Source organism: Pandoraea sp. NE5, from assembly GCF_024363545.1.
GTDB classification, from domain to species: domain Bacteria; phylum Pseudomonadota; class Gammaproteobacteria; order Burkholderiales; family Burkholderiaceae; genus Pandoraea; species Pandoraea cepalis.
This window is the reverse complement of the sequence record NZ_AP025517.1, coordinates 2,692,775-2,719,594: the sequence shown is the minus strand read 5'-3', so window position 1 is coordinate 2,719,594 and position 26,820 is coordinate 2,692,775. Positions and strand designations below refer to the sequence as shown.

The window sequence follows — 26,820 nt, the reverse complement described above, 5'->3', positions numbered from 1 at the left end:
GTGTATCACCGGCGCTGGCTCTATTATTACGCAACGTTACGGGTGACCAATGCTGTAATGTCTGGAAACAATACCCGCGTCAAGGTGCGCGGGGAGGCCACTATCATGACAACACTCCCTGTCCGAACGAATATGAAGATTCTTGTTGTCGACGACGATCCCGATCTGCGTGATCTGCTGCGCGAATACCTGAGCCGCCACGGCTTCTCGGTGGCGGTGATGCATGACGGCGACGGATTGGCCGCACGCCTGGAGCGTGAGCGTCCGTCGCTGATCGTGCTTGACCTGATGATGCCCAAGGTCGATGGCCTCACCGCCCTGCGGGACCTGCGCGCGCGCAACGACGATGTGCCGGTGATCCTGCTCACCGCGCGCAGCGACGAGATCGACCGCATCGTCGGACTGGAAATCGGTGCCGACGACTATCTCGGCAAGCCGTTCAGTCCGCGCGAGCTGCTCGCCCGGATCAATGCCGTGTTGCGCCGTCGCAAGCAGCCCGATGCCGCGGTGCCCGAGCAGCGCGAGAACTATACATTCGGCCCGTTCGTGCTCGACTTCCGCAGCCGCACGCTCACCCGCGATGCGCAGTTGCTCACGCTCTCGGACGGCGAATACGGCTTGTTGCGCCTGCTGGTCAACCACGCGATGCAGGTGCTCTCGCGCGAGCGCATCATCGAACTGCTCTACGGCGCGGACAGCGATGTCAACGATCGCGGCATCGACGTGCAGATCTGGCGCCTGCGCCGTCTGCTCGACGAAGACGCGCAGAGCCCGCGCTTCATCCAGACCGTGCGCGGGCGCGGTTACATCTTCGTTCCCGACGGTCAACGCGCCGACATGGCCACCGGTTGATGGCCCGGCGCCGGACACAACGCTGCGTCGTCGCCCTGTTCGACGACGTCACCTCCCCGTCTGACAAGGACGCCGGCATGCTGCCGATACTGCTTACCCCAGCCCACAGGCAGAGCCCTGCATGAAAGGCCGTTTCGACACTTTATTTGGCCGGCTCGCGCTACTCATCATCGCAGCGCTGGTCATCAGCCATTTCTCATATCTCACGATCCTGCGCAGCGATCACGATGAGACGCGTGTGCAAAATGCCGCTGAGCAAATGGCCTTCATCATCAAGGCGGCGGCCGAAGTGCACGACGGCAGCTCGACGCTCACATTGCCGGATCTCGTGCAGGTCGTGCCGGTCTCGTTCGCGCATGGCGACGTCTTCGAGGCCGCCAGCAAGACCGCCCGCCTGACGACCGAACTCGCCCGGCGCCTTCCCGCGGGCACGCAGTTGCGCGTGGAGCGCACGCCACCGCCTCGCATCTGGGCCCGCCTGCCGGGCCGCGACTACTGGATCGCCACGCCGGTGCTGTCCGTGCGTAATCCGCCAGGCACGGCCATGATTTTGCCGGGTCTGGCCGCAGTCCTCGGCATTACCGTCATCTTTGCGTTGTTCGCGGCGTGGCAATTGCAGCGGCCGGTGCGGGACATGGCCGCCGCCGCCGAGCAACTCGCCACCCATCGCATTCGCACCCAGGTCAAGGAGCGCGGCCCGTTGGAGTTGCGTCAACTGACCGAGCGCTTCAATCGCATGAGCCACGACATCGTGCAAACCGACCGGGAGCGCAACACCATGCTTGCCGGCATTGCCCACGATCTGAAAACGCCGCTTGCACGGTTACGTCTGCGTGCCGAAATGCTCGACGACGCCCAGATGAGCGAGGGCATTACACGCGACGCCGAATCGATGACTCGCATCGTCGATCAGTTCCTGCTGTTTGCCCGGGGGATCGAAATGGAAAGTGCGACGTCGCCGGTGGAAGCCCGCATTCCCGCACTGGTCGCCCCGTTCCTCGATCAAGGTTATGCCATCGAACTGGATCTTCAGGCCGGTCCGGGCTTCAAGCTCAGGCAGACCTATCTCGAGCGCATCGTAAACAACCTGCTCGATAACGCGGTGACGTACGGACAGGCGCCGCTCGCGATTCGCACGTCACACGACGCGAGCGGATGGCGTCTCGTGATCGAAGACAGCGGTCCGGGCATTGCCAATGAAGACATCAATCGCATCGTGCGGCCGTTCGTCCGGCTTGATCCGGCTCGCGGCGGCAATGCGCATTGCGGGCTCGGCCTCGCCATTGTCGATAAGCTCACCCAGCAACTGGGCGGACGCGTGTCGTTCAGCAATCGGCCCACCGGCGGCTTGCAGGTCACGCTGATGTTTCCGCCGGAGAATCCGGGCTCGGAATAAGCGAACTCTGCGTACGACGCGTGCCGGATACACGGCACACACCATAAAAAACCCGCCGTCGGTGTACGAACGGCGGGTTTTGTCCTTTACGGCACGGCATCACATCAAGCCACAGCCAGACGATCCGGGTTGGGGGCAATGCGACGACTGGATGGCTGCGCTAGTGCGCACAGGGACACGGCGGCCAACGCTCGCCGCCGCGGACGTGACCGCGGCGCAGCGATGGTGGCTCCCCGCCCCCCCCTGACATGTGACCGGCAGTACCGGTTCGGATTGGGTCAGCGAATTACTTGATCAGGAATTTCTCTTTGTTCTTGCCGACCCACTTCGGGGCGCGGCCACGGCCTGACCACGTTTCACCCGTGGCCGGATTCATGTACTTCGGCGCAATCTGGGCGCGCGCGGCACGGCGACGGCCATCGGTTGCGACAAGCCCCAGATCCTTGGCGGACAGTTCATATTCCTGAATCTTCTGTTTGACTTCAGCGATGACCTGAGCGACTTCACGGGCCCGAGCCTCTTCGATTTGCTTTTCAATCTTTTCGCGCTGCGCGACGAGTTCTTTATAGCTTGCCATCTGGCCTGTCCTTGGGTTGTTAAAATGGATCGCCACTTAAAATAGCACGAGTTTTAATAATTTGAAAACCGCATTTCCAGAGAATGAGTCTGGAAACGCCAAAATCGCATTGAATCGTCCGATCGATGCTTCCGATAATGCACAGAATCGGGGCGCGATTCCCGGAATATCATCAAATCGGCCTCGTCGATATCGAGGCATTAGCGTGCCCCATTGCCGGTAATCGCAAAAGCATTCCCGCCATCGTGCGATGTGGACGCGAGGCGGCATGATAAGTTCACACTTTCCCCTGCAAGTTTTCGTAAGGCTTTTTTGCCGGGCCATGTTTGGCGCCGACGACGCAGATGGCATCATTGCGCGATGCCTCGAGCAATAGGTGCTCCCCAAACATTCAATCGCTATCCGATCGTTCCGTGATCCGAAAGACTTCACTCATTCGGATTATTCGCATCCCAGCGCCGTAATTCACGGATAACCCGACTGGCGCCCGGATCCATGCGATTCGCCGGACGTCGTCTCGGGCGTGCCATTGGTGTCACTCTCGATTGTCGAATCGTAGCCATCAAACGCGTGCGTCGATGCCATCTCCCGAGTCGATCGCATTTTCGTACAATAGAACCGTCGGGCCTGACGCTACTGCGCGTCACGGTTCGTATGGCAATATTGACGGGCACGAACACAATGTTCGCGCAGATCGAATTAAGTCAATCCAGAATTGTCACAATCGGCGATTTGCCATTCGGATTCGGGCGAATTCAACGGAATTTTGAGCGCATGAGCACGTCGACGCTGGCTGAGGATTCGCATTCGCCGTTCGGTACCCCCGCGCGCGCGCTCACTACCGAGCGCACGGTCTTGCGTCAGTGGCGACCGGAGGATTTGCCACTTTTCGCCGCGCTCAATGCCGATCGAGATGTCATGCGCCACTTTCCGACGACACTCGACCGGACCCAGAGCGACGCCGTCGCGCACCGGCTGGCCCAACATATCGAGACGCATGGCTATGGTCCCTGGGTGCTGGAAATCCCAGGCGTGACGCCGTTCGCGGGGTTCGTCGGCCTGATGCGCGTGGGTTTCGACGCCCCTTTCGCGCCGGCCGTGGAGATCGGCTGGCGGCTGGCGCGTGCCTGGTGGTCGAAAGGGTACGCGACCGAGGCGGCCTTCGCCGCCGCATATTTCGCGTTCGAAACGCTCGGCCTCGACGCGCTGGTGTCGTTCACCGTTCCCGCGAACGTTCGCTCACGCGCGGTCATGGAGCGCATCGGCATGCGCCATTGCCCCGATGAAGACTTTCTGCATCCGCTGATTCCGGCCGGCCACCGGATGCGCCGTCACGTGCTGTACCGGCTCAACGCCGACGAATTGGCGGCCAACCAGCGCTAGGCGTCGCCTCGGCGATTGAAGCAGTCGCTTAAATCGTGGGACAATCCGAGTCTTTGCGCCAGCCATTCCCCCCATTGTGTCGCGCGCCGTCATCATTCCGCTCATCATCGCTTGCGCCCTGTTCATGGAGAACATCGACGCCACGGTGATCACCACCTCGCTGCCCGCCATGGCGCGAGATCTTCATCAAGACCCGATTTCGCTGAAGATGGCGCTCACCGCCTACGTGGTCGGGCTCGGCATCTTCATTCCGATCTGCGGCTGGGTCTCCGATCGCTTTGGCGCGCGCAACGTCTTCCGCACGGCGATCGGCATCTTCATGGCCGGCTCGATTCTCTGCGCGCTGTCGTTTTCGCTGCCGACGTTCGTGTTCGCGCGCTTTCTGCAGGGCGTGGGCGGCGCGATGATGGTGCCGGTCGGCCGTCTCGTCATCTTTCGTGCGGTGCCCAAGCACGATCTGGTCAAGGCCATCGGCTACCTGACGATGCCAGCGCTGCTCGGCCCGGTCATCGGCCCGCCATTGGGCGGCGCGATCACGGCCTATCTGCACTGGCGCTGGATCTTCTTCGTCAACATCCCGGTGAGCCTGCTCGGCATCTACCTCGCGGGCAAATACATCGACAACGAGCGGGGCGGCGACGCCGGACGCCTCGACACGCTAGGCTTCGTCCTCTCCGCGCTCGGCAGCGGCCTGCTCATGCTCGGGCTGGCCATGATCGGCGAACCCCACATCGACGGCAGCGTTGTCGTCACCCTGTGCGCCGTGGGGGCCCTCTTTGTCTATGCCTACTGGCGCCATGCCAATCGTGTGCAAGCGCCTCTGCTTGACCTCAGGTTGCTGCGCATCCCGACGTTCCACGCCAGTGTCGTCGGCGGATCGCTCTTTCGCATCGGGTTGGGGGCCGTGCCGTTTTTGCTGCCGTTGGCGCTGCAAGAGGGGCTGCATATGGACCCGTTCGAATCCGGCATGATTACCTGCGCGTCGGCGTTCGGGGCGATTTTCATGAAGGCGATTGCACAGCGCGTGCTCGCGCGATTCGGTTTTCGCCGCGTGCTGATCGTCAATGCGGCGTTGGCCGGTCTGGCGCTGTCGTCTTACGGATTCTTCTCGCATGACACGCCGGTGATCGTGATGCTTGCCGTCGTGGCGTTCGGCGGCTTCTTCCCGTCGCTGCAGTTCACTTGCCTCAATTCGATCGTGTACGCCGACATTGCCAGCGCCGACGCCAGCCGAGCCACGAGTCTTGCGAGCGTGGTTCAGCAGTTATCGCTGGGGCTGGGCGTGACGATTTCGGGAATGGTGCTGCAGGCGAGCAGCCGGCTGGCCGGCCACGAACACCTGACCACCCGCGATTTCCTGCCGGCGTTCCTCGTGATCGGCCTGTTCTCGTGGCTATCGATTCCGGTCACCCGCCAACTGGCTGCCGACGCGGGCACGGAGTTGGCGAGAAAACACTGAGCCGCGCGCGTTACTTCGCGTCGGCCCGTGTCATGACCGCGTGCAGCGCCATACCGGCGATCATGGCGACGACGAACAGCAGTCCCTTGCCCGAACCCGCGCCAAGCAGCACCAGCGCAGGTCCCGGGCAAATCCCCGCGATTCCCCAGCCGACACCGAACGTCAGCGCCCCGAGCACCAACCGTTTGTCCAAACCTTTCGCCCCCGGCCAGGCACGCGGCTCGCCCGTCCAGGCCAGTGCCTGCGAGCGTGCCAGCCGGAACCCGACCAGCCCCACCGCGATGGCCCCGCCCATCACGAACGCCAGCGACGGATCCCACCGGCCGGCCAAATCGAGAAAGCCCAGCACTTTCGCCGGATTCGCCATCCCGGCAAGTATCAGCCCCAGCCCGAAGACGAGCCCGCCAATGAACGCAAAAAGCAGCTTCTTCATGCCGCACCTCCCAGATTGAGTACGTGGCGCACGACGAACACGGTCAGGAAACCCATCGCCATGAAACACAGCGTGGCGACGAGCGAGCGCCACGACAACCGCGACAAGCCGCACACGCCGTGGCCGCTCGTACAGCCCGACCCGAGTCGCGTGCCGAAGCCGACCAGCACACCCGCCGCCACGAGCATCGCGGCACTGGCGTCGATCTGCGCCGTGGGCACGACGGCCACGGCGCGGTACGCCCAAGGGGCTGCCATCAACCCGACGACGAAGGCGATGCGCCAGCCCACATCGCCGGCGCGAGGACGCAACAGGCCTCCGGCAATGCCGGAGATGCCTGCAATGCGCCCGGTCGCCAGCATCAGCCAGACGGCGGCAACGCCAATGAGCAAACCGCCGGCCAACGCGGTCCATGGGGTGAAGTGAAGGGTATCGAGGGTCATGTGCGGAGCTTCCCGTCAATTAATCAGAATTTCGGACAAAACTGGTCGTAGAGGCATGCCAGTAAGGCAAGCACTGCGCCATCGGCGACCGAATAGTAGATACGTTTGCCGTCACGCCGGGTCGTCACCAGCGACTCGGTACGCAGCACGGCGAGCTGCTGGGAGAGTGTCGGTTGCCGAATGTCGAGCTGCGCCTCCAGTTCCCCCACAGACAGTTCGCCCTGTGTGAGCTGGCACAGGATCAGCAGACGGTCTTCGTTGGCCAGCGCGCGCAGCAGCGCGGTGGCATCGCACGCGGCGGCGCGCAACCGTGCGACATCCAGCGGCGCGGTGTCCGCGGAGGCCGTGGCCCGGTCGACAGGGGATAGCGCAGTCACATTTGGCATGGCAGGATCGAACCATTCAGAGCATTGCGGCGCGGTGAGAGGTCACGTCGCCATAAACATTATACTAGACTATAATATATCAATTAATAAATTAATGCAGGAGCCGATCATGCCAGCCACGCCCGCCAACATCGAAGCCTTCTTCGACACCACCACCTCCACGGTGACCTATGTGGTGTTCGATGCGCCGGGCTCACGCGCGGCCATCATCGATCCGGTGCTCGACTACGACCCCAAGGCCGGCCGAACGCATACGGAATCGGCTGAGCGCGTGCTCGACTTCGTGGCCGCACACAAGCTCACGGTCGACTGGATTCTTGAGACGCATGCGCACGCCGATCACCTGTCCGCAGCGCACTGGCTCAAGGAACGCGTCGGCGGACGCATTGCCATCGGCGCGCACATCCGGGAGGTGCAGCACGTCTTCAAGACGCTGTTCCATCTGGGCGCCGACGTGCCGCCCGACGGCTCGCAATTCGACCATTTGTTCGAAGACGGCGAGACGTTCGCCATTGGCGCGCTGCAGGCCGAAGCGATGTTCGTCCCCGGCCATACGCCGGCGGACATGGCCTATCGCGTGGGCGACGCCGTGTTTGTCGGCGACACCCTCTTCATGCCCGATGTCGGCACGGCACGCTGCGACTTCCCCGGCGGCAATGCCCACACGCTCTTCCGCTCGATCCGCCGCCTGCTGGCGCTGCCGGCGTCGACGCGTCTGTTCATGTGCCACGACTACCCGCCCGCCGGACGCGCGGCGAACTGGCAAACGACCGTGGACGAGCAACGGCGCGCCAACATCCACGTGCACGACGGCATCGAAGAGCACACCTTCGTCGCCATGCGTGAGGCCCGCGACAAGACGCTCGAGATGCCGACGCTGATTCTGCCCGCCGTACAGGTCAACATCCGTGCAGGCGACATGCCGGCGCCGGAAGCCAACGGCACGCGCTATCTGAAGATCCCCCTCAACGCGCTGTAAGCTGCTCGGCCAACGCATCGCGCGCGTGCGTGACCCACTCAGGCTCGCCACGGCGCGCGGGAAGCAAATGAAATTCGGCGTCCGGCAGCGCGGGCAGGCGCCGCCCGGGCATCAACGTTTCGATACGCGCAAGCGACGGTCCCGACGCCGACGCGTTCAGGCACGCCACCCCGAGCCCCGCGCTCAACGCCAATTGCAGCCCCGCCACGCCCGAGGCCACGTGCGCAATCGTGAAGGGCACACGGTGGTCGTCAAGCCATTGCGTGGTGAAGCGATGCAGCGCACAGCTATCGGGCAGCACCAGCAGCGGTAGCGGCGCGCCGGCCACCAGAACGAGGTCCGGCGACGCCACCCACTCGAGCGACTCGCGCCCCAGCGTGCGCGTGCCGGCCACCGCCTCGCGACCGAGCGCCTTGCCGAGCACGCGCATCGACAGACCGATGTCGAAGTCGCCCGTGTCATAGCCCGCCTCGATCTCCCCGCTTTTCAGAATCGTGACGTGAATGCGCAGCGACGGATACGCCATGCCGAGATGCCGCAGCATGCGCGCGACTTCGGCCGGACGGAAGTAGTCTGTGATCGCCAGCCGCAATTCGCCGGCGAGGGAGAATCCGCGCACGTCATGCCACGCCCGTTCGGACTGCGCGAGCAACTGCCGCGCGTGTCCGAGCAGCCGCTCGCCCGCCGGCGTCGCGCTTACGCCAAATTTGCCGCGCGTGAACAACGTCACGCCGATGCGCACTTCGAGCTTGCGAATCTGCTCGCTCACTGACGACTGCGACAGGAACACGCGCGGCGCGGCGGCCGACAGACTGCCCGCCTCGGCCACCGCCACGAAGGTGCGCAACTGATCGAAATCGAAACCGGGCGTCATGCATTCATCCATTGACAAAAACGATGGATCAAATCGTAAATTCCAGCTTTTCCGATGTCAATCCTCTCCCTAGACTTAGGGCGTTGTCTTCACATCACTCAGCACCGCTTAATCTTTGGGAGCCGCACCATGCCGCACATCGTTCTGCAACTCTCGGGCACGCCCGACGACGCCCTCACCCGCAACGCCGTTCGCGCGGTCTCGCAACTGACCGTCGACACGCTGCACAAGGCGCCGGAGGTCATCGCCGTGACCGTCGACTATATTCCGCACACGCGCTGGTTCATCGGCGGAGCGCCCCTCTCGGAGCAAGGGAAAAACGCCTTCCATCTGGACATCAGCGTGACCGACGAGACGAATACAAAGGCCGAAAAGGCGCAATTCATTGCTCAGGTGTTCGAAACGTTGTCGGGCCTGCTCGGCAACGTGCACGAGTGCTCGTACATCCACGTGATCGATGCCCGCGGCGCGGCTTATGGTTACGGCGGACGCACGCAGGAATATCGTCATCAGCACGCGTCGAAGTCGTGACGCCTCGGCGCTCACATTGACTGGCGAGGCGCTCCCGAGCGTCTGCCAGGCGATGCAAAGCTCCGGCTTGCGCTACGTCATCTCACGTCACGTTTCGACAAACAAAACGAAACAATTCCAACACTTTTTTACGACTATTCGCTTCGCGGCAGACGCGGCTCCTCGTACGATGAAGACGTACCCAAAAATCGAACTCAAAGGGAGCCATCATGAAAAAACTGACGCTGACCGTTGTCCTCGTTACCGCGACGCTCGGGGGCATTGCCACCGCCCCGGCCCATGCACAGGTGGGCGTGTCCATCAACATCGGCGCGCCGCCGGCGCCGCGCTATGAGCCGATGCCGCCGCCGCGCGTCGGATATGTTTGGGCGCCGGGTTTCTGGGACTGGGACGGCCATCGCCATGAGTGGCGCGGCGGTCACTGGGAACGTGACCGTCCGGGCTACGCGTATCGCGCGCCGGCCTGGCATCAAGGCCCGAACGGCTGGGCACTGAGTCGCGGCGGCTGGGATCGCGGTGATCGCGGCCGGGGACCGGATCGTCGTGACGACCACGATCATGGCCGCGGCCATGGCCACGACGGCCGAGATCACGGCCGCGACCACCGCAACTGATTCGGGCCGCGAGGCTTGAAAACGAAAAAAGCCCCGGCGTGGCCGGCAGCGTATCGGATCGATACGTCTGCCGGACCGGCCGGGGCCGTGACGGGTGTCACACCCAGGAAATTCTCCCCAAGCGTGCCCCCCGTGTAGTCGTCAGTCGCGATTGGCTTGAATAACGGTCAGCGCCGTCATGTTGATGATGCGTCGCACGGTGGAGCTCGACGTCAGCACGTTGACCGGTGCTCCGACACCCAACAGGAACGGTCCTACCGCCACGTTGCTGCCCGCGCCCGTCTTGAGCAGGTTGTAGGCAATGTTGCCCGAATCGACGTTCGGGCACACCAGCAGGTTCGCCGCGCCCTTCAGACGCGACTGCGGCAGAATGCGGCTGCGCAGACCTTCATCGAGCGCGCAGTCGCCGTGCATTTCGCCGTCGATCTCCAACTCCGGCGCCTGCGCCTTGACCATCTCCAATACTCGACGCATCTTCGTTCCCGACGCGGCGCTGCCCGAGCCGAAATTCGAACGCGAGAGCAGCGCGACCTTCGGGTTCAGGTTCAGCCACGACATCTGCTTGGCGGCGGCCATCGTGAACTCGGCGATCTGCTCGGCCGTCGGGTCATCGTTGACGTGCGTGTCCACGAGCGCCACGGTGCGCTTGTCGAGCAGCAGGATGTTCATCGCCGCGTAAGTATTCGCGCCCGGCTGCTTGCCGATGACTTCGTCGACGAAGCGCAGGTGGTCGTGATACGCGCCCACGGTGCCGCAAATCATGCCGTCTGCATCGCCCAGGCGCACCATCATCGCGCCGATCAGCGTGAGACGGCGGCGCATCTCGACACGCGCCATTTCCTTCGTGATGCCGTCACGGCAACGCAGCTCCCAGTAGTTGGTCCAGTACTGGTGGAAGCGCTCGTCGTAGTAAGGATTGGTCACCTCGACATCCTCGCCCAGACGCAGGCGCAGACCGAACTTCTCGATGCGCGCGAGCAGCACTTCCGGGCGGCCCACCAGGATCGGACGCGCCAGCTTTTCGTCGACGATCACCTGCACGGCACGCAGCACGCGCTCTTCCTCGCCTTCCGCGAACACGATGCGCGACTTGCCGCCGTCGCGCACGAGTTGCTTGGCCGCCGAAAAGATCGGCTTCATGAACGCGCCCGAGTGGTACACGAACTGTTGCAACTGATCGGCATACGCGTCGAAGTCGGCGATCGGGCGCGTGGCCACGCCATCTTCCATGGCGGCGCGCGCCACGGCCGGCGCAATGCGCACGATCAAACGCGAATCGAACGGCTTCGGAATCAGGTACTCCGGCCCGAACGACAGGTCATACGCGCCGTAGGCGGTTGCCACGGAGTCGTTCGGCTCTTCCTGGGCCAGCGCGGCAATCGCGTGCACGGCGGCGATTTCCATGTTGCGCGTAATCGTGGTCGCCCCCACGTCGAGCGCGCCGCGGAAGATATACGGGAAGCACAGCACGTTGTTGACCTGGTTCGGGAAGTCCGAACGGCCGGTGGCGAGCACCACGTCGTCGCGCGCGGCGCGCGCTTCTTCCGGGAAGATTTCCGGCGTCGGGTTGGCGAGCGCCAGAATCAGCGGACGCGCCGCCATCGTCCCCAGCATTGCCGGCTTGAGCACGCCGCCGGCGGACAGCCCGATGAACACGTCGGCGCCCTCGATCACTTCCGCGAGCGTGCGCTTGTCGGTCGGCTGCGCGAAGCGCGCTTTGTCCGGGTCCATGCCCACCGTGCGGCCTTCGTAGACCACGCCGTCGATGTCGGTTGCCCAGACATTCTCGACGGGCAGGCCCAGGTCGACCATCAGGTCCAGACAGGCAAGCGCGGCGGCGCCGGCGCCCGAGGTCACGACCTTGACTTCGCGGATGTCCTTGCCTACGACCTTCAAGCCGTTGATAAACGCGGCGCAAACGGTGATGGCGGTGCCGTGCTGATCGTCGTGGAAGACGGGGATCTTCATCCGTTCACGCAGCTTGCGCTCAACGGTGAAGCACTCCGGGGCCTTGATGTCTTCGAGGTTGATACCCCCGAACGTGGCTTCGAGACTCGCGATGATCTCGACCAGCTTGTCCGGGTCGCTCTCGGTGATTTCGATGTCGAACACATCGATGCCGGCGAATTTCTTGAAGAGGACGGCCTTGCCTTCCATCACCGGCTTGGAGGCCAGTGCGCCGATGTTGCCCAGACCCAGCACGGCCGTGCCGTTCGTGATCACGCCGACCAGATTGCCGCGACCGGTGTACTTGAACGACTGCGCGGGATCGGCGGCAATTTCCTGGCACGGGATGGCGACGCCCGGGGTGTAGGCGAGCGCCAGATCGCGCTGCGTGACGAGCGGCTTGCTGGCCGTCACGGAAATCTTGCCCGGGGTCGGGAACTGGTGATATTCCAGGGCGGCCTGGTGATCGTTACTTTGGCTCATGGGGGTGTCGTCCTCGGTCGATGTCTCGGCTCTGCCTTGCGCCGCGGACCATTCTGGAGACGGTTACCGCCCTGGCGCATCAGAGGTGAGGCCATTCTAGGCAGCCGCCAGCGGGGGACGATTCTGAATTACTATGGGGGCATCATGTTTTCGTTATAAGCCCGGAGCATCGGGGGTTTCAGGGGATTGGGGACAGATGGGGGCGGTGCCTTTCGACACGGGGGAAGTGGTCCGGCGGTTGACCACTCGGCTCAAGATGCGTCATCTCGTGCTGCTGCTGCAAATTCAGCAGCACGGCTCGCTCACGCGAGTGGCCGAACATATGGCGACGAGTCAGCCGGCGGTCACCAGTGCCCTCGCGGAGCTGGAAAGCATGCTCGGTGGCCCGCTGTTCGACCGCACGCCGCGCGGCATGACGCCCACGCCGCTCGGCGACGTCGTTCTCGCCCGTGCGCAAGCGATGGTGCACGACCTGGATCACCTGACCCGCGACATCGAGGCCGTGATGGCCGGACACGCGGCGCGACTGCAGGTGGGCGTGATTCCCTACATCTCCGGCAAGACGCTGGCTGCCGCGATTCAGCAAACGCTCGCCGAGATCCCCCAGCGACTGACCGTCACCCTCCATGAAGGCACCAGCGAATCACTGATGGCGCAACTGCGCGACCACTCGCTCGACGTGGTGATCGGACGCGCGGGCGCCGGCCTCGACCTGACACAGGTGCAATTCGAAGTGCTGCATCACCAGATGCCGCGCGTTGTCGCCAACCGCCGTCTGGCCGCCCGGCTCGGACGAAGCGCCCCGGTGTGGGCGCAGCTCGCCGAACTCGACTGGGTGATGGGCGCGCCCCACACACCGATGCGCGACCAGTTATCCGATCTGTTCCTGCACGCGGGCGTGGTACCGCCGGTGCCGGTGGTCGAGAGCTTCTCGTCGCGGCTGACGGGGGAGTTGCTCGCCAGCAGCGAGCGCGCGGTGTCGCTGTTGCCGGCAGACATTGCCGAGGAGCTGGTGCGTATCGCCGGCGTGGCGATCGTACCCTGGTCGCTCACATGGACGCTGCCGCCGGTGGCGATGTTCACGCGCCGGGAAAATCCGCGCGAGACGCATCGTCTGTTCACGCAGGCGCTGCGCGCGCAGTACCAGGTGGTGGCTGGCGCGGCATGAGCGTTTGCCGCTGCGGCCCCGGTTACGGTTGCGTTCGAGTGGCGCCATGGACCGGGCTTGGCGTCGTCGAATGGGTCTGCGGGCCCGTTGCCGGACGGATTACCGAAAGGGTCTGAAAGGCCTTTGGACGCCAAAACCAGCCAATTTCCAGAAATAGACCCTTTTCCGCTCGTTCGCCGCGCAATCGCTCGCGCTATGTCCGGCGTATGGTGTCGGGCATGACCCATGCCATGCCCGCCCCGCCTCACTCCGATACTGCACCCGCCGACCCTTCGCCGGCAGTCACGCCGTTTGCGCCCTCACCGCACCAGATTTTCCTGTCGCCGGCCCTGCTGCCCACGCAAGTCGGCCCGGCCGGCCTGCGCTTCGATTTCAATGACGGCGCACGCGTGGTCATTCCCGATTTCGGTCAGCCGCTGCCGTGGCGCGTGCGGATCAGCGACCTGCGAGACGACAGCACGCTGGCCGATGTCTCCCTCTCCTCGGGCGTCGTGCGCAGCCCGGCCAAGTATTTTGTGCGCTATGGCATCACGATCTGGCTGAACGACGTGGAGGTCTTTGCGCATCGTTACGATGCACGCGAGCAGGCGGTACTGGTCCAGTTTCCATTGGCCGCCCTGGGCGATGTGCTCGGCTGGCTGCCTTATGCGCTGCGTTTTGCACAAGTGCACGGGTGCCGTCTGGCCTGTGTCGTTACCCCGGCCGTGGCGTCGCTGTTCCGCGACGCGTATCCGGACGTCGATTTCGTCCCGCAGGACAAGGTGGAGCGACGCAAGTATTACGCGACGTACAACATCGGCCTGTTTTTCGACGACGTGGCACGCGTGAAACAACCGCGCGACTTCCGCGCGACAGGGCTACATCGCACCGCGGCGCACATTCTTGGCGTAGACGATGCCGAGGCGCGCGCGAAGACGGTGCTGCCGGACGCGTCGCGGCCGATGGCGGCACCTTACGTCTGCATCGCCGTGCAAAGTACCGCGCAATGCAAATACTGGAATCGGCCGGGGGGATGGGATGCGGTGGTGGCCGGACTGCGAGAACGCGGTATGCAGGTCGTGTGCATCGATCAGAAGGCGCGGCACGGCAAGGGGGATTTCTGGCAGTCGATCCCGGCGGGCGCGATCGATGCCACGGGCGACCTGCCGTTGACCGAACGCGCGCGCTGGCTGATGCACGCGAGTGCCTTTATCGGCTTGTCGAGCGGACTGTCGTGGCTCGCTTGGACGATGGGCACGCCTACGGTGCTGATCTCGGGTTTCACCCTGCCGCACAACGAGTTCGCCACGCCCTACCGGGTGAGTGCGCGCGACGTCTGCACCGGCTGCTGGCACGACCCGGCGCTGCGCTTCAACCACGACGACTTTCACTGGTGCCCACGGCATCGCGACACGCCGCGCGCGTTCGAGTGCACGCGGGAGATTCGCCCGGAAGATGTGTTGGCCGCGCTGGATCGCGTGCCGGGGTAAAGGAAGCGCTTGCGCCAAGTCGCCCCCACCGGTAGCGCCTCGCTATGAATGTTTCCGGAAATTGAATTGCAACCGGTTGTCGATGAACGGCAGACTGCTTAGGGCGTCCTCGCCGACTTCCGCGTCGATAAGGGCATTCAGTTTGCCGTTCATCGCAAGCAGCTCGGTCCCATATCGCCCCGGCTGCGACGCCAGATTATTCATTTCGTCCGGGTCCGATTGAAGATCGTAAAGCTCCAGATCGTTGTGTTGCATCAACGCATCCAATGTCGTCGGACGATTGAAATCCGACAACGCAAAATACCGGCTGAAACGATAACGACCGTCAAATACACTCCGTATCGCCCCCCTGAGCGTTAGATTGGGTTGCATGGCGCATGCGCGTCGATGCATCTCCTGCGGCGGCACACCGCGTTGCCGCATGGTGTTGAACTCCGCGAGCATCCATTCGCTGTCGTAATACAGCAGCATCGCGTAGTTGAACAGCGCTGCAGGACGAACGGCGTCCACGGGCGCCGTGTCCGGCGCCTTCAACAGATGCGCGAAACTGCGGCCGACCGATGCTTTTCCCGCGATGGCGCGCACCTTTTCCTCCGGCAACCCGGCCAACGCCAGCAACGTGGGCGCTATGTCGACGTGCGATGTGATGGCCGAGCATTGTTTCCCACCTTCGTATGCCGGGTGCGCGACGATGAATGGCACATGGTTTTGTTGGCGGTAGGCGTTCGCCCCCTTGTCAATCATTTGATGGTATCCGCCAAGCTCCCCATGATCTGACGTCAGGATCACGACGGTCTGGTCGGCAATGCCGAGGTTGTCCAATTCTTCCAGAATCCGTGCGACGTGCCGATCGCAATCGCGAATGCAATTCAAGTAATTGTCTTGATAGAGGCCGACACTCCTGTCGCTGAAGTCGAACCTGCCGATCAGCGCTGCGTGCGCCGCGCCGTACATGGCATGGGCTGCCGGTCGCCCCTGACCGTTCAGTGGTTGCTTGCGCGACGGCGGTAGTGGCACATTTCGCCATGGCGTTTCATACAGCTTGTCGTTTGGCGCGCCGCGGGTAGGCAGCAACCCCGCATGCCCTTTGTCGCTCGGTGCAGGGTCGAACCACATCGCGTCGTGCGGATTCACCAGATTGACCGCGAGAAACCAAGGCTTGGCTGACGTTTCGGAGGTGCTCGCGTTCGGTCGGCGATTCCGAAGCCATGTCACCGCCGCCTCGGTCGTCGTGCCATCGTACATATAGCCACCATGAGCGGCCCCGACAAGATCGCCCACGCCAAAGTAATCGTCAAAGCCATATACCCGCATCGTCTTCGCATAATCCGCGACGGGGGCATCGTAAGGGCTGCGCGACTCATGCATGGTCGCGCTGAGATGCCATTTGCCGAAGTACGCTGAGTGATAGCCGGCATCTTTCATCATATGCCCGACCGTGCGGACGTCCTGCCCCAGATCGGGTTGCCATGGCAGTCCCGCATTGTCGAAGATACCGGTGTGCTGCATATGGCGGCCCGTGTAGATGTTCGATCTTGACGGCGAACACACACACGACGCGATCTGGTGATTGACGAACGAAATCCCGCGCCGCTTCAACTTTTCTCGTCCAGGCACCGGCATCGGCCACTCGTCGAAGTAACGTTCCTGGTCGACGAGGATGAACAGAACGTTGTAACCCGTCGGTGGCGAGGCCGGAGGAGATTTTGCAATGTGCTGCGTCGGAGCGGCGGTCGCAGGCACGAGATTGCTGATCGATGTGGACAGAAGTGCGGCTCCCGTCGTCTTCAGGAACGCGCGGCGGCGCTCACCCTCCGGCCGTAAATCGGCATCGGTCTCTGTCGTGCTCCGAGTATCCATTTGCTTCCTTTGTTTTACATACGAAACATTGATTCACGAATGAGAAATTGTAGCCATCACGACCTCCCCTTTCGCTACTGGTGAAATCACTAGCATCTCGGAAATTTTGAGTATGTAACCATCCGCCTCGAAATCTCAAATTTTGTTCTACATGTTCATATTTGAACATTTAACAACACCATCTCGACTAACTAACGAAGTCTCGATTTGTCCGGACTTCCGTTTCGAATCGACGGGGAAATATGAAGGTCTCGATCGCAACTGGATTACTGATGTGCTCACTCGCCGGCAATGTCTCGGCGCAAACTGGTGTCACGATGTACGGGAGCTTGGATGCAGGGGGCGCTTATGTCAGTAACAGCGCGGGCAGTGCCCTGTTCAAATTCAATCAGAGCAATATGCAGCCGGATCGATGGGGGTTCAGAGGCGTTGAAGATCTCGGGGGTGGCCTACATACCGTTTTTCGACTGGAGAACGGTTTTTTCACAGGCACCGGAACTTCCGTCTCAAGCGGAACCATGTGGAATCGCCAGGCATACGTGGGACTCGCCTCGCCGACCACCGGCACCCTTACCGTCGGGCACCAAAGTTCTCTTAACTTCGATTTGCTCACCCCGCTCAGTAACGCCTATCTCGCACAGTCATGGAACGCGTTCCATCCTGGCAATATCGACAATCTCGCAAACTCGGCGACGTCATCGATCGACAATGCGATCAAGTATCGTTCTGCGAACTATCACGGCCTCTCCGCGAGTTCGGTGTTCGGCCTTGGCAATACGGCCAATTTCGGCTTCGGCAACACCTTCAGCATCGGCGTCGATTTCGCGTCCGGGAATCTTAAAACGGCAGCCATTTTCTCCAACCAGCACAATCGCGCCTTTGGCGTGGCGGCAACAGGTCTCACCACATTTCAAGGAAGCGCAGCTTCTGCATACGTTGCAGACCATTCGCAGACATTCGGTGCAGGCCTTCTGTACACATTCGGCAATCTTCGCGTTCACGGGCTTTACACGCGCGTTCGCCTTAAAAAAGGCGTTGCCTCAGACGTGTATCAGAGCTACGAAGCCGGTGCCGAGTACCAGCTAACGCGCTCCAATCAAGTGACTGGAGGCGTTGCGACGACGACGATGTCCGGTCACCGATGGTCGCAGGTCGAGGTGGGATACATCTACTCGCTGTCCAAGTCGACGCAACTGTATCTGCAAGCGCTGTGCGAGCACACCAACGCCGGAACAAAGGCGTATCTGTCGATCGCGGGGGCATCAAGCAATGAAAATCAGGTGCTTGTGCTGAGCGGCATGCACCATACGTTCTGAAGACATCAGGAATTCGGCCTCCGGCGGCGCCCGCCGCCGCCCCTTGCGCACATGGCCATACCCGCCCCCCCTTGTTTCGCCTAAACTAGGCGGATCTCGTCTGCGCCGTTGGAACTCATGGCCCCTCGCGAATGCCGTCGTGACTCGATACCGACCCCGTCTTCGACCCCGTGCGCCGAATCGGCCGACACCGCGCCGTTGGAAGACCCGGCCTTGCTGCGGCGTCTGCTGCGCGCCAAAGACCGCATGGACTCGGCCTCGCACGAGGCCTGGCCCGTCAAGCGCCTGGCCGCGATCAGCGGCACTTCCGAAGCGCACTTCGCGCGCTCGTTCAAGCGAGCCTTCGGTATTCCTCCGCATCGCTACCTGCTGACACGGCGCATCGAGCAGGCCAACACGCTGTTGCGCGACACCGATCTGAGCATCACCGACATTGCCTTCGCCACCGGCTGGGAGAGCGTAGGCACGTTCGGCCGCATCTTTCGCGACATCAATGGACAAAGCCCGAGCGCCGTCCGAGCGTCGGCACGGACCACTGCGCCCAACTGCCTGGATCGTGTTCCCGCATGCGTCCTGAAAGCGGCGCAGCGGCCCGATCTCAAGATCGCAGTTTTGGAGAAGCGCCGCCGCGCAACCCAAGGTACAGTCCCTCCATCAACCAAGGAGGTCTTATGAAGCCAGGCATTCAAGTGGTCGGTGTGTACGTCGACGATCAGGATGAAGCCCTCGCGTTTTACGTCGAGAAGCTCGGATTCCGTGTTCACACAGACGTGCGCAACGGGCCGTACCGTTGGCTGACAGTCCAGCATCCGGACCAGCCCTCGTTCCAGCTCGGCCTGTTCACCCCTGGCCCGCCCATCCACGATGACGCGACCGCGCAAACGTTGCGGGCGATGGTCGCCAAGGGTGCCATGCCGCCACTGGTACTTCACGTATCGGACTGCCAGGAAAGCTACGCCAGACTGAAAGCCGGCGGCGTCGAGTTCACGCAGGCGCCGGTCGAGCGCTACGGCAGTGTCGACGCGGGCTTTCGCGACCCGGCCGGCAACGGATGGAAGATGATTCAAGCCGCGCCGGACGGTCAATGAGCCGCCCGTGTTGGCGTCGCGGTTCGACGTGACACCATCAATCCGGCCGCCGCCGAAACGCCCATCCGCCAGCGGCGGCGGTCCCCGTGGCGACAATCGCGACCAGAACCCAGAAGCCGTGCGGGTGATCCGCCAGCGGTATACCGCCCACGTTCATGCCGAAGAAACCCGCCACGATGTTGATGGGCAAGGCGAGCACGGTCACGACGGTGAGCGTGTAGATCGTGCGCTCGGTGCGCTCGCTGACCATTGCCGCAATCTCTTCCTGCAGCAGCTTGATTCGCTCCAGCAAGGCCGACAAGTCATTGAGCACGACGGCAAATTCTTCGGTTGCCTGACGAAACTCCTGCACGTCCTCGACATGCCCCCAGGGCGGAGGACGGCTCAGCAGACGAAAAAGCGCCGCCGGCTCCGGTGCCAGCAATCGCTGCAAGCGAACGAGCACCCGGCGCAACGACCCCAGATCGGCGCGATTGCTCTCGATACGCTGCTGCAATAGCCGGTCTTCCACCGTATCCACGCGCCCGCTCGTCTCGCGCACGATGCGTTCGAGCACATCCGCCTGATCGCGCAGCAAATGCACCAGCAACGCCAGCGGCGAACGGAAGGCTTCGCCACGTTTGACCGATGCGCGCAACTTATCGATGGATCGCAGCGGCTTCACCCGGCCCGTGACCAGCAGCCGGGCATTGGCCGCGACACGCAGCGTTGAAATCTCCGACTGCGCAATGTCGAACGCGAAAATCACATCGTTGATGACGGCCAGCAGCCAGTCGTCGGAATGTTCGATGCGAGTCGAGCGCGAACCTTCGCTCAGATGCTCGTAGAATTCGTCCGGCAAGCGCAGATGCTGCTGCAGCCACCGCTCGCACGCGGCATGCGCGAAGTTGAAATGCAGCCACAGGAAGCCGGGCGCACGCTCGCCCTGCGCCAGCCACGCGAGGGCCTCGCCCGAATCGATGGGCTCAGGCGAGGTGCCGTCGGTGAATCGATAGCCATAGATCAGACCCGCCTGATCGCAGCCATAAGCGTTGTGAACCAAGTCGGCGAACATGCGCGCGGTGTGTAGGCGAAAGTGGGGGCGGCGTGACCCGTACGTCAGCGCGGGCCGACCTGACATCATGGCCCCGTCACATGGCTTTTTTGTGACAACGCACACACCTCGCACACCGCCTGTCAACGCCGCTTTCGCCCACCGGGCGAGGCGGAACGCAAACGCCTTGGCGCGGCGTTCGTCCGCGCCATGCTAATGTCATAAAATCGTCGCAGACTTTGGCTCACTCTCGGGTGCGCCCTGCACGCGGGACTGCGCCGTGTGCCGGCCTGTCTTCACCCACGCTGGACGGGTGCCTTCCGTATTTTTTTGGTCCGTAAGAGTCCGTCGCCATGACCCAATTCGATTCCGATGCCGACCGCGACGCCTCGCTTGCGCGCCGCCTCCAGGATGACCTGATCGACAGCTACGATGAAGAGATCGAGATGGAGATCGACGATCTTCGTCTGCCCGGGCTGAATGACCTGAGCGCCGAGGCCCGCAGCGACCGCCTGCACTATTTCAGCGAACTGTTTCGTCTGCAGGGCGAACTCGTCAAATTGCAGGATTGGGTGATCCGCAGCCGCCACCGGCTCGTGGTGATCTTCGAAGGCCGCGATGCGGCCGGCAAGGGCGGCGCGATCAAGCGCATCACCCAACGGCTGAACCCTCGCGTGTGCCGCGTGGCCGCCCTGCCCGCCCCGAACGACCGCGAACGCACGCAGTGGTATTTCCAGCGCTACGTTCAGCATCTGCCCGCCGCCGGCGAAATCGTGCTGTTCGACCGCAGCTGGTATAACCGCGCCGGCGTGGAGCACGTGATGGGGTTCTGCACCGAGAGCGAATACGAAGAATTCTTCCGCTCGGTGCCCGAGTTCGAGAAGATGCTCGTTCGCAGCGGTATCCAGATCGTGAAGTACTGGTTCTCGATCTCGGACGATGAACAGGAGGCGCGCTTCCTCGCACGGATTCAGGACCCGCTGAAGCAATGGAAGCTCAGTCCGATGGACTTGGAAAGCCGCCGTCGCTGGGAAAGTTACACGCGCGCCAAGGAAGTGATGCTCGAGCGCACGCACATTCCGGAAGCCCCCTGGTGGGTCGTGCAGGCCGACGACAAGAAGCGCGCGCGCCTGAATTGCATGCATCACTTGCTCGCGCAAGTGCCGTATCACGACGTGGAGCGCTCGTCGGTGATATTGCCCGAACGCGCCCGCAGCGAAGACTATATGCGTCACCCGGTGCCGGATGAAATGATCGTGCCGGAGGTCTACTGACGCGCCTGGCGCGATGGCGGCTCAGCGCGGCAGCACGCCGCCTGAGGCATCATCTCAGCCGCCGGTAAGCCCAGGTGCAGGCGTCACGGGCAAGCGCAGCGTGACACGAAGGCCGCCGTCCGGCGACCTCGCCAGACGCACGGCGCCGCCCAGCCCCTCGACCAACCGCGCCACCAGCGACAGACCGAGTCCGCAATGGCCCTCGCCACCACGCGAGGCGTCGAGCCGCACGAACGGACGCATCGCCAGCGCCACCTGATCGTCCGGAATCCCCTCCCCGCAGTCGCTCACCTCGATACAGCCCACCGCGCCCTCGCACCACGTCGCCAGACGCACGGGCGGCGCGCCGTGCTCGAGGGCGTTGTCGACGAGATTCATCATGACGCGGTCGAGCAACGTGCGCGGCAACTGGAACGCCGGGCCCGCGCGCAAATGGCTGGCGAACAGCGGCGCGCTCTCGGCCAACTCGGTCGCCGTGGCCGAGGATGCCGTGGCTTCGTCGCCCCCCTGCGCCGGAAACTGTTCGCGCAAGAACGCATCGACGCCCACAAGCGGACTCGTATCGGGTTCGTCGCGAGCGTAGGCGAGGAACTGCTGGACGATGTGATCGATGGACGCGATGTCGCGCACAAACCCGTCGCGCGAGCTGTCGCTGTCGATCAAATCGGCGCGAAGACGCAAACGCGTGAGCGGCGATTTCAAGTCATGGGCAATGCCCGCCAGCATGATCGCCTGGTTGTCCTCCGCTTCGGCCAGGCGCTTGGCCATGTCGTTGAAGGCGTGCGTGAGGTCGCGCAACTCATGCGGCCCTTGCTCGGGCAACAAGGCGGGACGACGTCCACGCGCGATCACGCGCGCGGCGTGGGCGACGCGCGCAATCGGGCGCTGCATCTGCCAGGCCACCAGCAACGCCAGCAATACCGCGCCGATCAGAATACCGACCGTCTCGCGCACGAAGGGTGGCATCGGCGGCAAATCTAATCCGATGACGATCCACTCGCTGCGTTGGGGCAGCAAGACCCACAAACTACCCTGCTTGCGCTCGTCGACCAGATGCAGCTGCGTGCCGGCCGGCAAGCGCGCGAGCAATTCGCTGCGCAGGCGCGCGGTGCGTGTGTCGTCTGCGCGATCGGCGAACGCTGGCGCCCGCGTCAGCGGCACGCGACGCAGGCCATGCGGCGGCGCGAGGCTGCCGGGGTCCACTGCGCGTTGATCCACGCTCTGGATGGCAATGAGCAGGCCGCGCGCAAATCCGTCCACCTGCTGACGCGGACGCTGATAGAAAACCAACGCACTCCACACGAGATGCATCACCAGCAGGACGGCAATGCCTAGCCCTGCCATGCGCGCGAAGAGCGAGTCGCGCAGCCGCCAACGCATTGTCACGCCGCCGACTCCCGCCAGCCGCGCACCGTACGCTTGACCACTGGCGCGGGCGAAGCGAGCGCCCGCCCGTCGTCTTGACTGCCTACGCCGCCAGCCCTGGATCGCTCACGCGAGTCCGGCGTCGCGCCATCGGACAATTCGCCGCCCGGCACGAAGACGTAACCCTTGCTGCGAATCGTCTGGATATAGCGAGGCTCGGACGGATCGGCCTCGACGAGCCGTCGCAGACGCCACACCGGCACGTCCAGGCTGCGATCGCGAAACGTGATGCCGTCGCCATAGAGCATGGCGTGCAGCTTGACGCGCGGGAGCACCTGCATGGGGTGCTGCGTGAACGCCTTGAGCATGGCGAACTCGGTATCGCGCAGCGGTAAACGCTCGCCTTCGCGCTGCAACGTGCGCAGCGAGTAATCGAGTTCAAACGGACCGAAGCGGTACGGGGCGCGCGCGTCGGGGGCGCTGGCGGCCACCGGCCCGCGGCGGCGCAGCACAGCGTGAATCCGCGCGAGCAACTCACGCGGATCGAACGGCTTGGCCAGATAGTCGTCGGCGCCCAGTTCCAGCCCGAGCGCCCGGTCGAGCGGCCCGCCACGCGCCGAGAGCATGATCACCGGGATGTCTTCGCCGGCCGCGCGCAAATCCTGCAACGCCCGCAAGCCGTCACGCTCCGGCATCATGATGTCGAGCAGAATCACCGACGGCCGCTCGAGTTCGAGCCGGCGCAGCAGCGAGGCCCCGTTGTGCAGCACCGAGACCTGCATGCCGTTGGCATGCAGCAATTCGCGCAAGAGGTCGCGAACGACAGGATCGTCGTCGACCAGCAGAACATGCAGACTCATGAAATTCTCTCGGTGGTTTAAGTTTGACGCCGGGCGCTCGCGGCGTGCGACAGTGTCACGGCACTGTCTTGCGTCACCGCAGACGGCGCCGAGGTCGTGGACAGCGCCCGCAGCGCATTCGTAAATCGATCCGGCGCCGGCGACGCGCGACGTGTGCCGAGCGTCGCGGCAGGTCCCTGCCCCGGCAAACGCCAGGCGCGATGTAGCGCCGAACCCGGCGCGCCTATGCCTGTGGTCATGTCGTGTGCTCCCTTGGTGTCGAGATGCACCGAAGTGTGTGCGTTCATCCAGACCGGCATTGGCCGAAGCATCTTACAAAATGCAGCTCAATCCTTATTTCAGAAAGGATTGGAAAGGTGCGTCGATGTCCATCATCGGCGTCGCCCTTGATTGGCGCGCACAAATATCGACAATTCACCGAGGTTAGCCGACATAGAAGTAAATTATAGCGAATTTAGTGAGGGCACGCCGAGGCCGCGATTGACATCGGAGGTCGCGCAGCGCGTGCGATCTTCACATTGTGCAGCCGCGTGGCGACGCGCTCCGCTGTGCGTCCCACCCTGCTCACCAACGCCCCCAGCCCCCTGCCCGGCTGGGCTATCGCAACCGCCGCCCCCCTGCTCGCGGGCGATTGTGCCGATGGCAACGCGCAACGTTGACCCCGATCCGCATCTCCACATTTCTCCTGCCGTTGCCGATCTTCCCGCTCGGCGCTGCCATGCACGAATCGAACTGGCGTCGTGGCCTCAACAACGTCAAACCGTGGGCGACAGCTCGTTCAATCAGGATCGCGAATCGATCAGCGGGAGAGCGTGACGAGCAGCGCCGCCACATCGGGATACTTCAACCGGTAGCCCAGTTCGCGCTTGAGCCGCGTGTTGGCGAGCCGTCGCGACTCCGACATGAACGACAGCAGCGTCGGCTCCAGCACGCGCTGCGCCTCGTCCCGCGAAATCCGCGGCGGCCGGGGCAGCCCCAAGGCGTCGGCCACATGGTCGAAATACTCACCCATGCGCCATTCGGTGTCGTCGCTCGCATGCACGATGCGCTGTGGCTTGCCGCGCCACATCGCCCGCACCAGGATCGCCGCGAGATCGTCGGCATGAATATGGTTGGTGAAAACGTCGTCGGACGCCTGTAGCGCCGGGGTGCCCTTCTGCAAACGCGTGACCGGAAGACGATCCGCCGCGTAAATCCCCGGAATGCGTACGAGCGTCGTTCGCCACGGCACGCGCGCACGCTCGGTGAAACGCCAGACGGCTGGCGTGGCGCTCACCGATGTCGCACGGGCGCGTGCCGGCCCAGCCGCCAGCACACGATGCACGTCATGCCCGTGCCGCGACGGTCGGCCGAGCGTGCGCACCGTGCGCTCCGCGTCCACACGACGCTGGCCACGCGGCGATCGCGGCCGCGGTGTGCGCGTTTCATCCACATGGGCGCCGCCGCAGTCGCCATATACGCCGCTGGTGCTCGCGTAGACGAGAATGCGACGCGGCGCTCGAGGCAGGCGCGACAAGGCGCGCCGCCCTCCCTCGGGTACAATTGTGGGCTTGGGCGGCTGGGCGAGCGCTGCGCGCAAACGGCGAGTTCGCCGGTCCAGAGTGCCGCTGCCGGCAACCCCGGTGGGCGGGGCGAGATGCAACACTCGCGGCGCCAATCGGCCGATGCGATGCAGGCTTGCCGCGTCGTCCAGGTTGGCGACAACGGGCACGGCCCCCGCCGCGCGCAATGCCGCATGGCGAGCATCGCTCGACGTGACCGCAAAGACACGAAAGCGTTTGACGAGGGCCGGCAGCGCGCGCATGCCGACGTCGCCGCAGCCCACCACCAGCAGGCGCGGGCGACCGAAGGGTTTTGACGATTTATTCATTTTTCGGATTGTAGTATGGCTTACAACGTTACCCTCGTGCCGAGCGGGCGCGAGTTCCAGGTCGAAGACGGCGAGGCCGTACTCAGCGCTGCGCTGCGTCAGGGCGTCGGCCTGCCTTACGGGTGCAAAAACGGCGGTTGCGGGTCCTGCAAGGCCAAGCTGGTCGAGGGCAACGTCGAGCACGGCGCGCATTCCAGCTCAGCCCTTTCGAAGGACGAAGAAACACGCGGTTTTGCGCTGCTTTGCTGCGCCCATGCCAAGGGCGACCTCGTCATCGAATCGCGCGAAGTCAAAGGCTTCGGCGACATCCCGGTCAAGCGCCTGCCCTGCCGCGTGAACGCGCTGGAGCGCCGTGCCGACGACGTCATCGTCATGCGCCTGCAACTGCCTGCCAATGAGCGCTTTCAATATCTCGCCGGGCAGTACATCGAGTTCATTCTGAAAGACGGCAAGCGTCGCAGCTACTCGATGGCCACCGCGCCGCACGAAGAAGGTTTCCTTGAGCTTCACCTGCGTCACATGCCCGGCGGTGTGTTCACCGACCACGTCTTCACTCAAATGAAGGAACGCGAAATCCTGCGCTTCGAAGGCCCGCTCGGCACGTTTTTCCTGCGCGAAGACACCGACAAGCCGATCGTGCTGCTCGCGTCGGGCACCGGTTTCGCGCCGATCAAGGCCATCGTCGAACATGCGGTGCACAAGGGACTGAAGCGCCCCATGACCCTGTACTGGGGCGCGCGACAGTTGAAGGACATTTACCTGCGCGAGCTGGCCGAACAATGGGCGCGCGAGATTCCCGGCTTCAAGTTCGTGCCGGTGCTCTCCGACGCCGCACCGGAAGACCAGTGGCAAGGCCGCACAGGGTTCGTGCATCGTGCCGTGGTGGAAGACTTGCCGGATCTGTCGGAGTACGAGATCTACGCCTGCGGGGCCCCCGTGATGGTGGAATCGGCGCGCCGCGACTTCATCGCGCATTACCACCTGCCCGACGCGGCATTCTTCGCCGATGCGTTCACCACCGAGGCCGACAACCCGGGTGGCGGTCTGTGAGCCGCACGAATCGAGTGATGCTGACCGGGCGCCACGCGGCGCGCACGCCACAGTGCGCGCGAACCCTTTGACAAGCGCCGCGTCACCGACTTATGCTTGCCGACATGAAC

The 26,820-nt window shown here is 63.5% G+C and carries 26 protein-coding genes; 14 read left to right on the top strand and 12 right to left on the bottom strand.

Features of this window, described 5'->3' with window-relative positions:
- Positions 1 to 132 precede the first annotated feature (132 nt).
- Together PanNE5_RS12495 and PanNE5_RS12490 are read left to right on the top strand one after the other, a co-directional pair.
- Entirely contained in the window at positions 133 to 852 is a 720-nt protein-coding gene (locus PanNE5_RS12495; protein ID WP_017232825.1) for a response regulator, read from the top strand.
- A gap of 121 nt (positions 853 to 973) precedes the next feature.
- A complete protein-coding gene (locus tag PanNE5_RS12490) occupies positions 974 to 2,248 on the top strand; it encodes an ATP-binding protein (RefSeq protein ID WP_017232824.1) in 1,275 nt (424 codons plus the stop codon).
- Between the two features lie 286 nt (positions 2,249 to 2,534).
- Here the strand turns inward: PanNE5_RS12490 and PanNE5_RS12485 are convergent, their stop codons facing one another.
- Positions 2,535 to 2,825, bottom strand: coding sequence for an H-NS family nucleoid-associated regulatory protein (locus PanNE5_RS12485; RefSeq protein WP_017232823.1), 291 nt, complete (start codon positions 2,823 to 2,825; stop codon positions 2,535 to 2,537).
- 774 nt (positions 2,826 to 3,599) lie between these two features.
- On the opposite strand from PanNE5_RS12485, the gene PanNE5_RS12480 reads away from it, so the two are divergent.
- On the top strand, positions 3,600 to 4,208 hold the full coding sequence (locus tag PanNE5_RS12480) for a GNAT family N-acetyltransferase (RefSeq protein WP_157211386.1): 609 nt from the start codon (positions 3,600 to 3,602) through the stop codon (positions 4,206 to 4,208).
- A gap of 124 nt (positions 4,209 to 4,332) precedes the next feature.
- Positions 4,333 to 5,667 carry an MFS transporter gene (locus PanNE5_RS12475; RefSeq protein ID WP_240756328.1) on the top strand — a complete coding sequence of 445 codons (1,335 nt, stop codon included), beginning with the start codon at positions 4,333 to 4,335 and terminating at the stop codon, positions 5,665 to 5,667.
- Between the two features lie 10 nt (positions 5,668 to 5,677).
- On the opposite strand, the gene PanNE5_RS12470 is transcribed toward PanNE5_RS12475, so the two are convergent.
- From PanNE5_RS12470 to PanNE5_RS12460, 3 genes are read right to left on the bottom strand one after another with little or no spacing between them, the layout of a single operon-like run.
- Positions 5,678 to 6,100 carry a DUF6691 family protein gene (locus PanNE5_RS12470; protein ID WP_017232819.1) on the bottom strand — a complete coding sequence of 141 codons (423 nt, stop codon included), beginning with the start codon at positions 6,098 to 6,100 and terminating at the stop codon, positions 5,678 to 5,680.
- Positions 6,097 to 6,543, bottom strand: a complete 447-nt coding sequence (locus PanNE5_RS12465) for a YeeE/YedE family protein (protein WP_130026812.1) — start codon at positions 6,541 to 6,543, stop codon at positions 6,097 to 6,099. The genes PanNE5_RS12470 and PanNE5_RS12465 overlap by 4 nt, the downstream gene beginning before the upstream one ends.
- A gap of 23 nt (positions 6,544 to 6,566) precedes the next feature.
- A complete protein-coding gene (locus tag PanNE5_RS12460; protein ID WP_150562652.1) occupies positions 6,567 to 6,929 on the bottom strand; it encodes an ArsR/SmtB family transcription factor in 363 nt (120 codons plus the stop codon).
- A 109-nt stretch (positions 6,930 to 7,038) separates the two neighbouring features.
- On the opposite strand from PanNE5_RS12460, the gene PanNE5_RS12455 reads away from it, so the two are divergent.
- On the top strand, positions 7,039 to 7,908 hold the full coding sequence (locus PanNE5_RS12455) for an MBL fold metallo-hydrolase (RefSeq protein WP_150562651.1): 870 nt from the start codon (positions 7,039 to 7,041) through the stop codon (positions 7,906 to 7,908).
- Here PanNE5_RS12455 and PanNE5_RS12450 read toward each other — a convergent pair.
- Positions 7,895 to 8,782 (bottom strand): LysR family transcriptional regulator, encoded by an 888-nt coding sequence (locus tag PanNE5_RS12450; protein WP_261938067.1) that lies wholly within the window; start codon positions 8,780 to 8,782, stop codon positions 7,895 to 7,897. The genes PanNE5_RS12455 and PanNE5_RS12450 overlap by 14 nt on opposite strands.
- A gap of 129 nt (positions 8,783 to 8,911) precedes the next feature.
- On the opposite strand from PanNE5_RS12450, the gene PanNE5_RS12445 reads away from it, so the two are divergent.
- Positions 8,912 to 9,313: a tautomerase family protein gene (locus PanNE5_RS12445; protein ID WP_017232814.1), complete on the top strand. Its 402-nt coding sequence runs from the start codon at positions 8,912 to 8,914 to the stop codon at positions 9,311 to 9,313.
- A 209-nt stretch (positions 9,314 to 9,522) separates the two neighbouring features.
- Entirely contained in the window at positions 9,523 to 9,927 is a 405-nt protein-coding gene (locus PanNE5_RS12440) for a YXWGXW repeat-containing protein (RefSeq protein ID WP_017232813.1), read from the top strand.
- 141 nt (positions 9,928 to 10,068) lie between these two features.
- On the opposite strand, the gene PanNE5_RS12435 is transcribed toward PanNE5_RS12440, so the two are convergent.
- On the bottom strand, positions 10,069 to 12,357 hold the full coding sequence (locus PanNE5_RS12435) for an NADP-dependent malic enzyme (RefSeq protein WP_017232812.1): 2,289 nt from the start codon (positions 12,355 to 12,357) through the stop codon (positions 10,069 to 10,071).
- Between the two features lie 205 nt (positions 12,358 to 12,562).
- Between PanNE5_RS12435 and PanNE5_RS12430 the strand changes: the two genes are divergently transcribed.
- Together PanNE5_RS12430 and PanNE5_RS12425 are read left to right on the top strand one after the other, a co-directional pair.
- Complete coding sequence (locus PanNE5_RS12430) at positions 12,563 to 13,525, top strand: LysR family transcriptional regulator (RefSeq protein ID WP_026131747.1); 963 nt, start codon at positions 12,563 to 12,565, stop codon at positions 13,523 to 13,525.
- 218 nt (positions 13,526 to 13,743) lie between these two features.
- Positions 13,744 to 14,994, top strand: coding sequence for an autotransporter strand-loop-strand O-heptosyltransferase (locus tag PanNE5_RS12425; protein ID WP_198288668.1), 1,251 nt, complete (start codon positions 13,744 to 13,746; stop codon positions 14,992 to 14,994).
- A gap of 42 nt (positions 14,995 to 15,036) precedes the next feature.
- On the opposite strand, the gene PanNE5_RS12420 is transcribed toward PanNE5_RS12425, so the two are convergent.
- A complete protein-coding gene (locus PanNE5_RS12420; RefSeq protein WP_261938066.1) occupies positions 15,037 to 16,737 on the bottom strand; it encodes a sulfatase-like hydrolase/transferase in 1,701 nt (566 codons plus the stop codon).
- Positions 16,738 to 17,096: 359 nt separating this feature from the next.
- Between PanNE5_RS12420 and PanNE5_RS12415 the strand changes: the two genes are divergently transcribed.
- The 3 genes from PanNE5_RS12415 to PanNE5_RS12405 all read left to right on the top strand — a co-directional run bounded on the left by PanNE5_RS12415 (position 17,097) and on the right by PanNE5_RS12405 (position 19,258).
- Positions 17,097 to 18,170 carry a porin gene (locus PanNE5_RS12415; RefSeq protein WP_261938065.1) on the top strand — a complete coding sequence of 358 codons (1,074 nt, stop codon included), beginning with the start codon at positions 17,097 to 17,099 and terminating at the stop codon, positions 18,168 to 18,170.
- Between the two features lie 117 nt (positions 18,171 to 18,287).
- Positions 18,288 to 18,845 (top strand): helix-turn-helix domain-containing protein, encoded by a 558-nt coding sequence (locus PanNE5_RS12410; RefSeq protein ID WP_261938064.1) that lies wholly within the window; start codon positions 18,288 to 18,290, stop codon positions 18,843 to 18,845.
- Positions 18,842 to 19,258, top strand: coding sequence for a VOC family protein (locus tag PanNE5_RS12405; RefSeq protein WP_017232806.1), 417 nt, complete (start codon positions 18,842 to 18,844; stop codon positions 19,256 to 19,258). The genes PanNE5_RS12410 and PanNE5_RS12405 overlap by 4 nt, the downstream gene beginning before the upstream one ends.
- Positions 19,259 to 19,295: 37 nt before the next feature.
- Here PanNE5_RS12405 and PanNE5_RS12400 read toward each other — a convergent pair whose 3' ends face one another.
- The gene (locus tag PanNE5_RS12400) at positions 19,296 to 20,312 is read right to left on the bottom strand and encodes a transporter (RefSeq protein ID WP_150562646.1); all 1,017 of its coding nucleotides are present in this window, start codon (positions 20,310 to 20,312) and stop codon (positions 19,296 to 19,298) included.
- 332 nt (positions 20,313 to 20,644) lie between these two features.
- On the opposite strand from PanNE5_RS12400, the gene ppk2 reads away from it, so the two are divergent.
- A complete protein-coding gene (gene ppk2 / locus PanNE5_RS12395) occupies positions 20,645 to 21,565 on the top strand; it encodes a polyphosphate kinase 2 (protein WP_017232804.1) in 921 nt (306 codons plus the stop codon).
- A 54-nt stretch (positions 21,566 to 21,619) separates the two neighbouring features.
- Here ppk2 and PanNE5_RS12390 read toward each other — a convergent pair whose 3' ends face one another.
- The 4 genes from PanNE5_RS12390 to PanNE5_RS12375 all read right to left on the bottom strand — a co-directional run bounded on the left by PanNE5_RS12390 (position 21,620) and on the right by PanNE5_RS12375 (position 25,660).
- Positions 21,620 to 22,945 (bottom strand): ATP-binding protein, encoded by a 1,326-nt coding sequence (locus tag PanNE5_RS12390; protein WP_026131744.1) that lies wholly within the window; start codon positions 22,943 to 22,945, stop codon positions 21,620 to 21,622.
- Positions 22,946 to 22,947: 2 nt separating this feature from the next.
- Positions 22,948 to 23,790, bottom strand: coding sequence for a response regulator (locus tag PanNE5_RS12385; protein WP_150562645.1), 843 nt, complete (start codon positions 23,788 to 23,790; stop codon positions 22,948 to 22,950).
- A gap of 17 nt (positions 23,791 to 23,807) precedes the next feature.
- Positions 23,808 to 24,029: a hypothetical protein gene (locus PanNE5_RS12380; protein WP_174974972.1), complete on the bottom strand. Its 222-nt coding sequence runs from the start codon at positions 24,027 to 24,029 to the stop codon at positions 23,808 to 23,810.
- 560 nt (positions 24,030 to 24,589) lie between these two features.
- Entirely contained in the window at positions 24,590 to 25,660 is a 1,071-nt protein-coding gene (locus PanNE5_RS12375; RefSeq protein WP_261938063.1) for an SDR family NAD(P)-dependent oxidoreductase, read from the bottom strand.
- Between the two features lie 15 nt (positions 25,661 to 25,675).
- Here PanNE5_RS12375 and PanNE5_RS12370 point away from each other — a divergent pair, with 15 nt between their 5' ends.
- Complete coding sequence (locus PanNE5_RS12370) at positions 25,676 to 26,710, top strand: CDP-6-deoxy-delta-3,4-glucoseen reductase (RefSeq protein WP_261938062.1); 1,035 nt, start codon at positions 25,676 to 25,678, stop codon at positions 26,708 to 26,710.
- The last annotated feature ends 110 nt before the right edge of the window (positions 26,711 to 26,820 follow it).

What these genes read in the sequence shown, in the direction of transcription:
- PanNE5_RS12495 (WP_017232825.1), top strand. Translation starts at nt 133, where the DNA reads ATGAAGATTCTTGTTGTCGACGACGATCCCGATCTGCGTGATCTGCTG.
- PanNE5_RS12490 (WP_017232824.1), top strand. Translation starts at nt 974, where the DNA reads ATGAAAGGCCGTTTCGACACTTTATTTGGCCGGCTCGCGCTACTCATC.
- PanNE5_RS12485 (WP_017232823.1), bottom strand. Translation starts at nt 2,825, where the DNA reads ATGGCAAGCTATAAAGAACTCGTCGCGCAGCGCGAAAAGATTGAAAAG.
- PanNE5_RS12480 (WP_157211386.1), top strand. Translation starts at nt 3,600, where the DNA reads ATGAGCACGTCGACGCTGGCTGAGGATTCGCATTCGCCGTTCGGTACC.
- PanNE5_RS12475 (WP_240756328.1), top strand. Translation starts at nt 4,333, where the DNA reads ATGGAGAACATCGACGCCACGGTGATCACCACCTCGCTGCCCGCCATG.
- PanNE5_RS12470 (WP_017232819.1), bottom strand. Translation starts at nt 6,100, where the DNA reads ATGAAGAAGCTGCTTTTTGCGTTCATTGGCGGGCTCGTCTTCGGGCTG.
- PanNE5_RS12465 (WP_130026812.1), bottom strand. Translation starts at nt 6,543, where the DNA reads ATGACCCTCGATACCCTTCACTTCACCCCATGGACCGCGTTGGCCGGC.
- PanNE5_RS12460 (WP_150562652.1), bottom strand. Translation starts at nt 6,929, where the DNA reads ATGCCAAATGTGACTGCGCTATCCCCTGTCGACCGGGCCACGGCCTCC.
- PanNE5_RS12455 (WP_150562651.1), top strand. Translation starts at nt 7,039, where the DNA reads ATGCCAGCCACGCCCGCCAACATCGAAGCCTTCTTCGACACCACCACC.
- PanNE5_RS12450 (WP_261938067.1), bottom strand. Translation starts at nt 8,782, where the DNA reads ATGACGCCCGGTTTCGATTTCGATCAGTTGCGCACCTTCGTGGCGGTG.
- PanNE5_RS12445 (WP_017232814.1), top strand. Translation starts at nt 8,912, where the DNA reads ATGCCGCACATCGTTCTGCAACTCTCGGGCACGCCCGACGACGCCCTC.
- PanNE5_RS12440 (WP_017232813.1), top strand. Translation starts at nt 9,523, where the DNA reads ATGAAAAAACTGACGCTGACCGTTGTCCTCGTTACCGCGACGCTCGGG.
- PanNE5_RS12435 (WP_017232812.1), bottom strand. Translation starts at nt 12,357, where the DNA reads ATGAGCCAAAGTAACGATCACCAGGCCGCCCTGGAATATCACCAGTTC.
- PanNE5_RS12425 (WP_198288668.1), top strand. Translation starts at nt 13,744, where the DNA reads ATGACCCATGCCATGCCCGCCCCGCCTCACTCCGATACTGCACCCGCC.
- PanNE5_RS12415 (WP_261938065.1), top strand. Translation starts at nt 17,097, where the DNA reads ATGAAGGTCTCGATCGCAACTGGATTACTGATGTGCTCACTCGCCGGC.
- PanNE5_RS12410 (WP_261938064.1), top strand. Translation starts at nt 18,288, where the DNA reads ATGGCCCCTCGCGAATGCCGTCGTGACTCGATACCGACCCCGTCTTCG.
- PanNE5_RS12405 (WP_017232806.1), top strand. Translation starts at nt 18,842, where the DNA reads ATGAAGCCAGGCATTCAAGTGGTCGGTGTGTACGTCGACGATCAGGAT.
- PanNE5_RS12400 (WP_150562646.1), bottom strand. Translation starts at nt 20,312, where the DNA reads ATGTTCGCCGACTTGGTTCACAACGCTTATGGCTGCGATCAGGCGGGT.
- ppk2 (WP_017232804.1), top strand. Translation starts at nt 20,645, where the DNA reads ATGACCCAATTCGATTCCGATGCCGACCGCGACGCCTCGCTTGCGCGC.
- PanNE5_RS12390 (WP_026131744.1), bottom strand. Translation starts at nt 22,945, where the DNA reads ATGCGTTGGCGGCTGCGCGACTCGCTCTTCGCGCGCATGGCAGGGCTA.
- PanNE5_RS12385 (WP_150562645.1), bottom strand. Translation starts at nt 23,790, where the DNA reads ATGAGTCTGCATGTTCTGCTGGTCGACGACGATCCTGTCGTTCGCGAC.
- PanNE5_RS12380 (WP_174974972.1), bottom strand. Translation starts at nt 24,029, where the DNA reads ATGACCACAGGCATAGGCGCGCCGGGTTCGGCGCTACATCGCGCCTGG.
- PanNE5_RS12375 (WP_261938063.1), bottom strand. Translation starts at nt 25,660, where the DNA reads ATGAATAAATCGTCAAAACCCTTCGGTCGCCCGCGCCTGCTGGTGGTG.
- PanNE5_RS12370 (WP_261938062.1), top strand. Translation starts at nt 25,676, where the DNA reads ATGGCTTACAACGTTACCCTCGTGCCGAGCGGGCGCGAGTTCCAGGTC.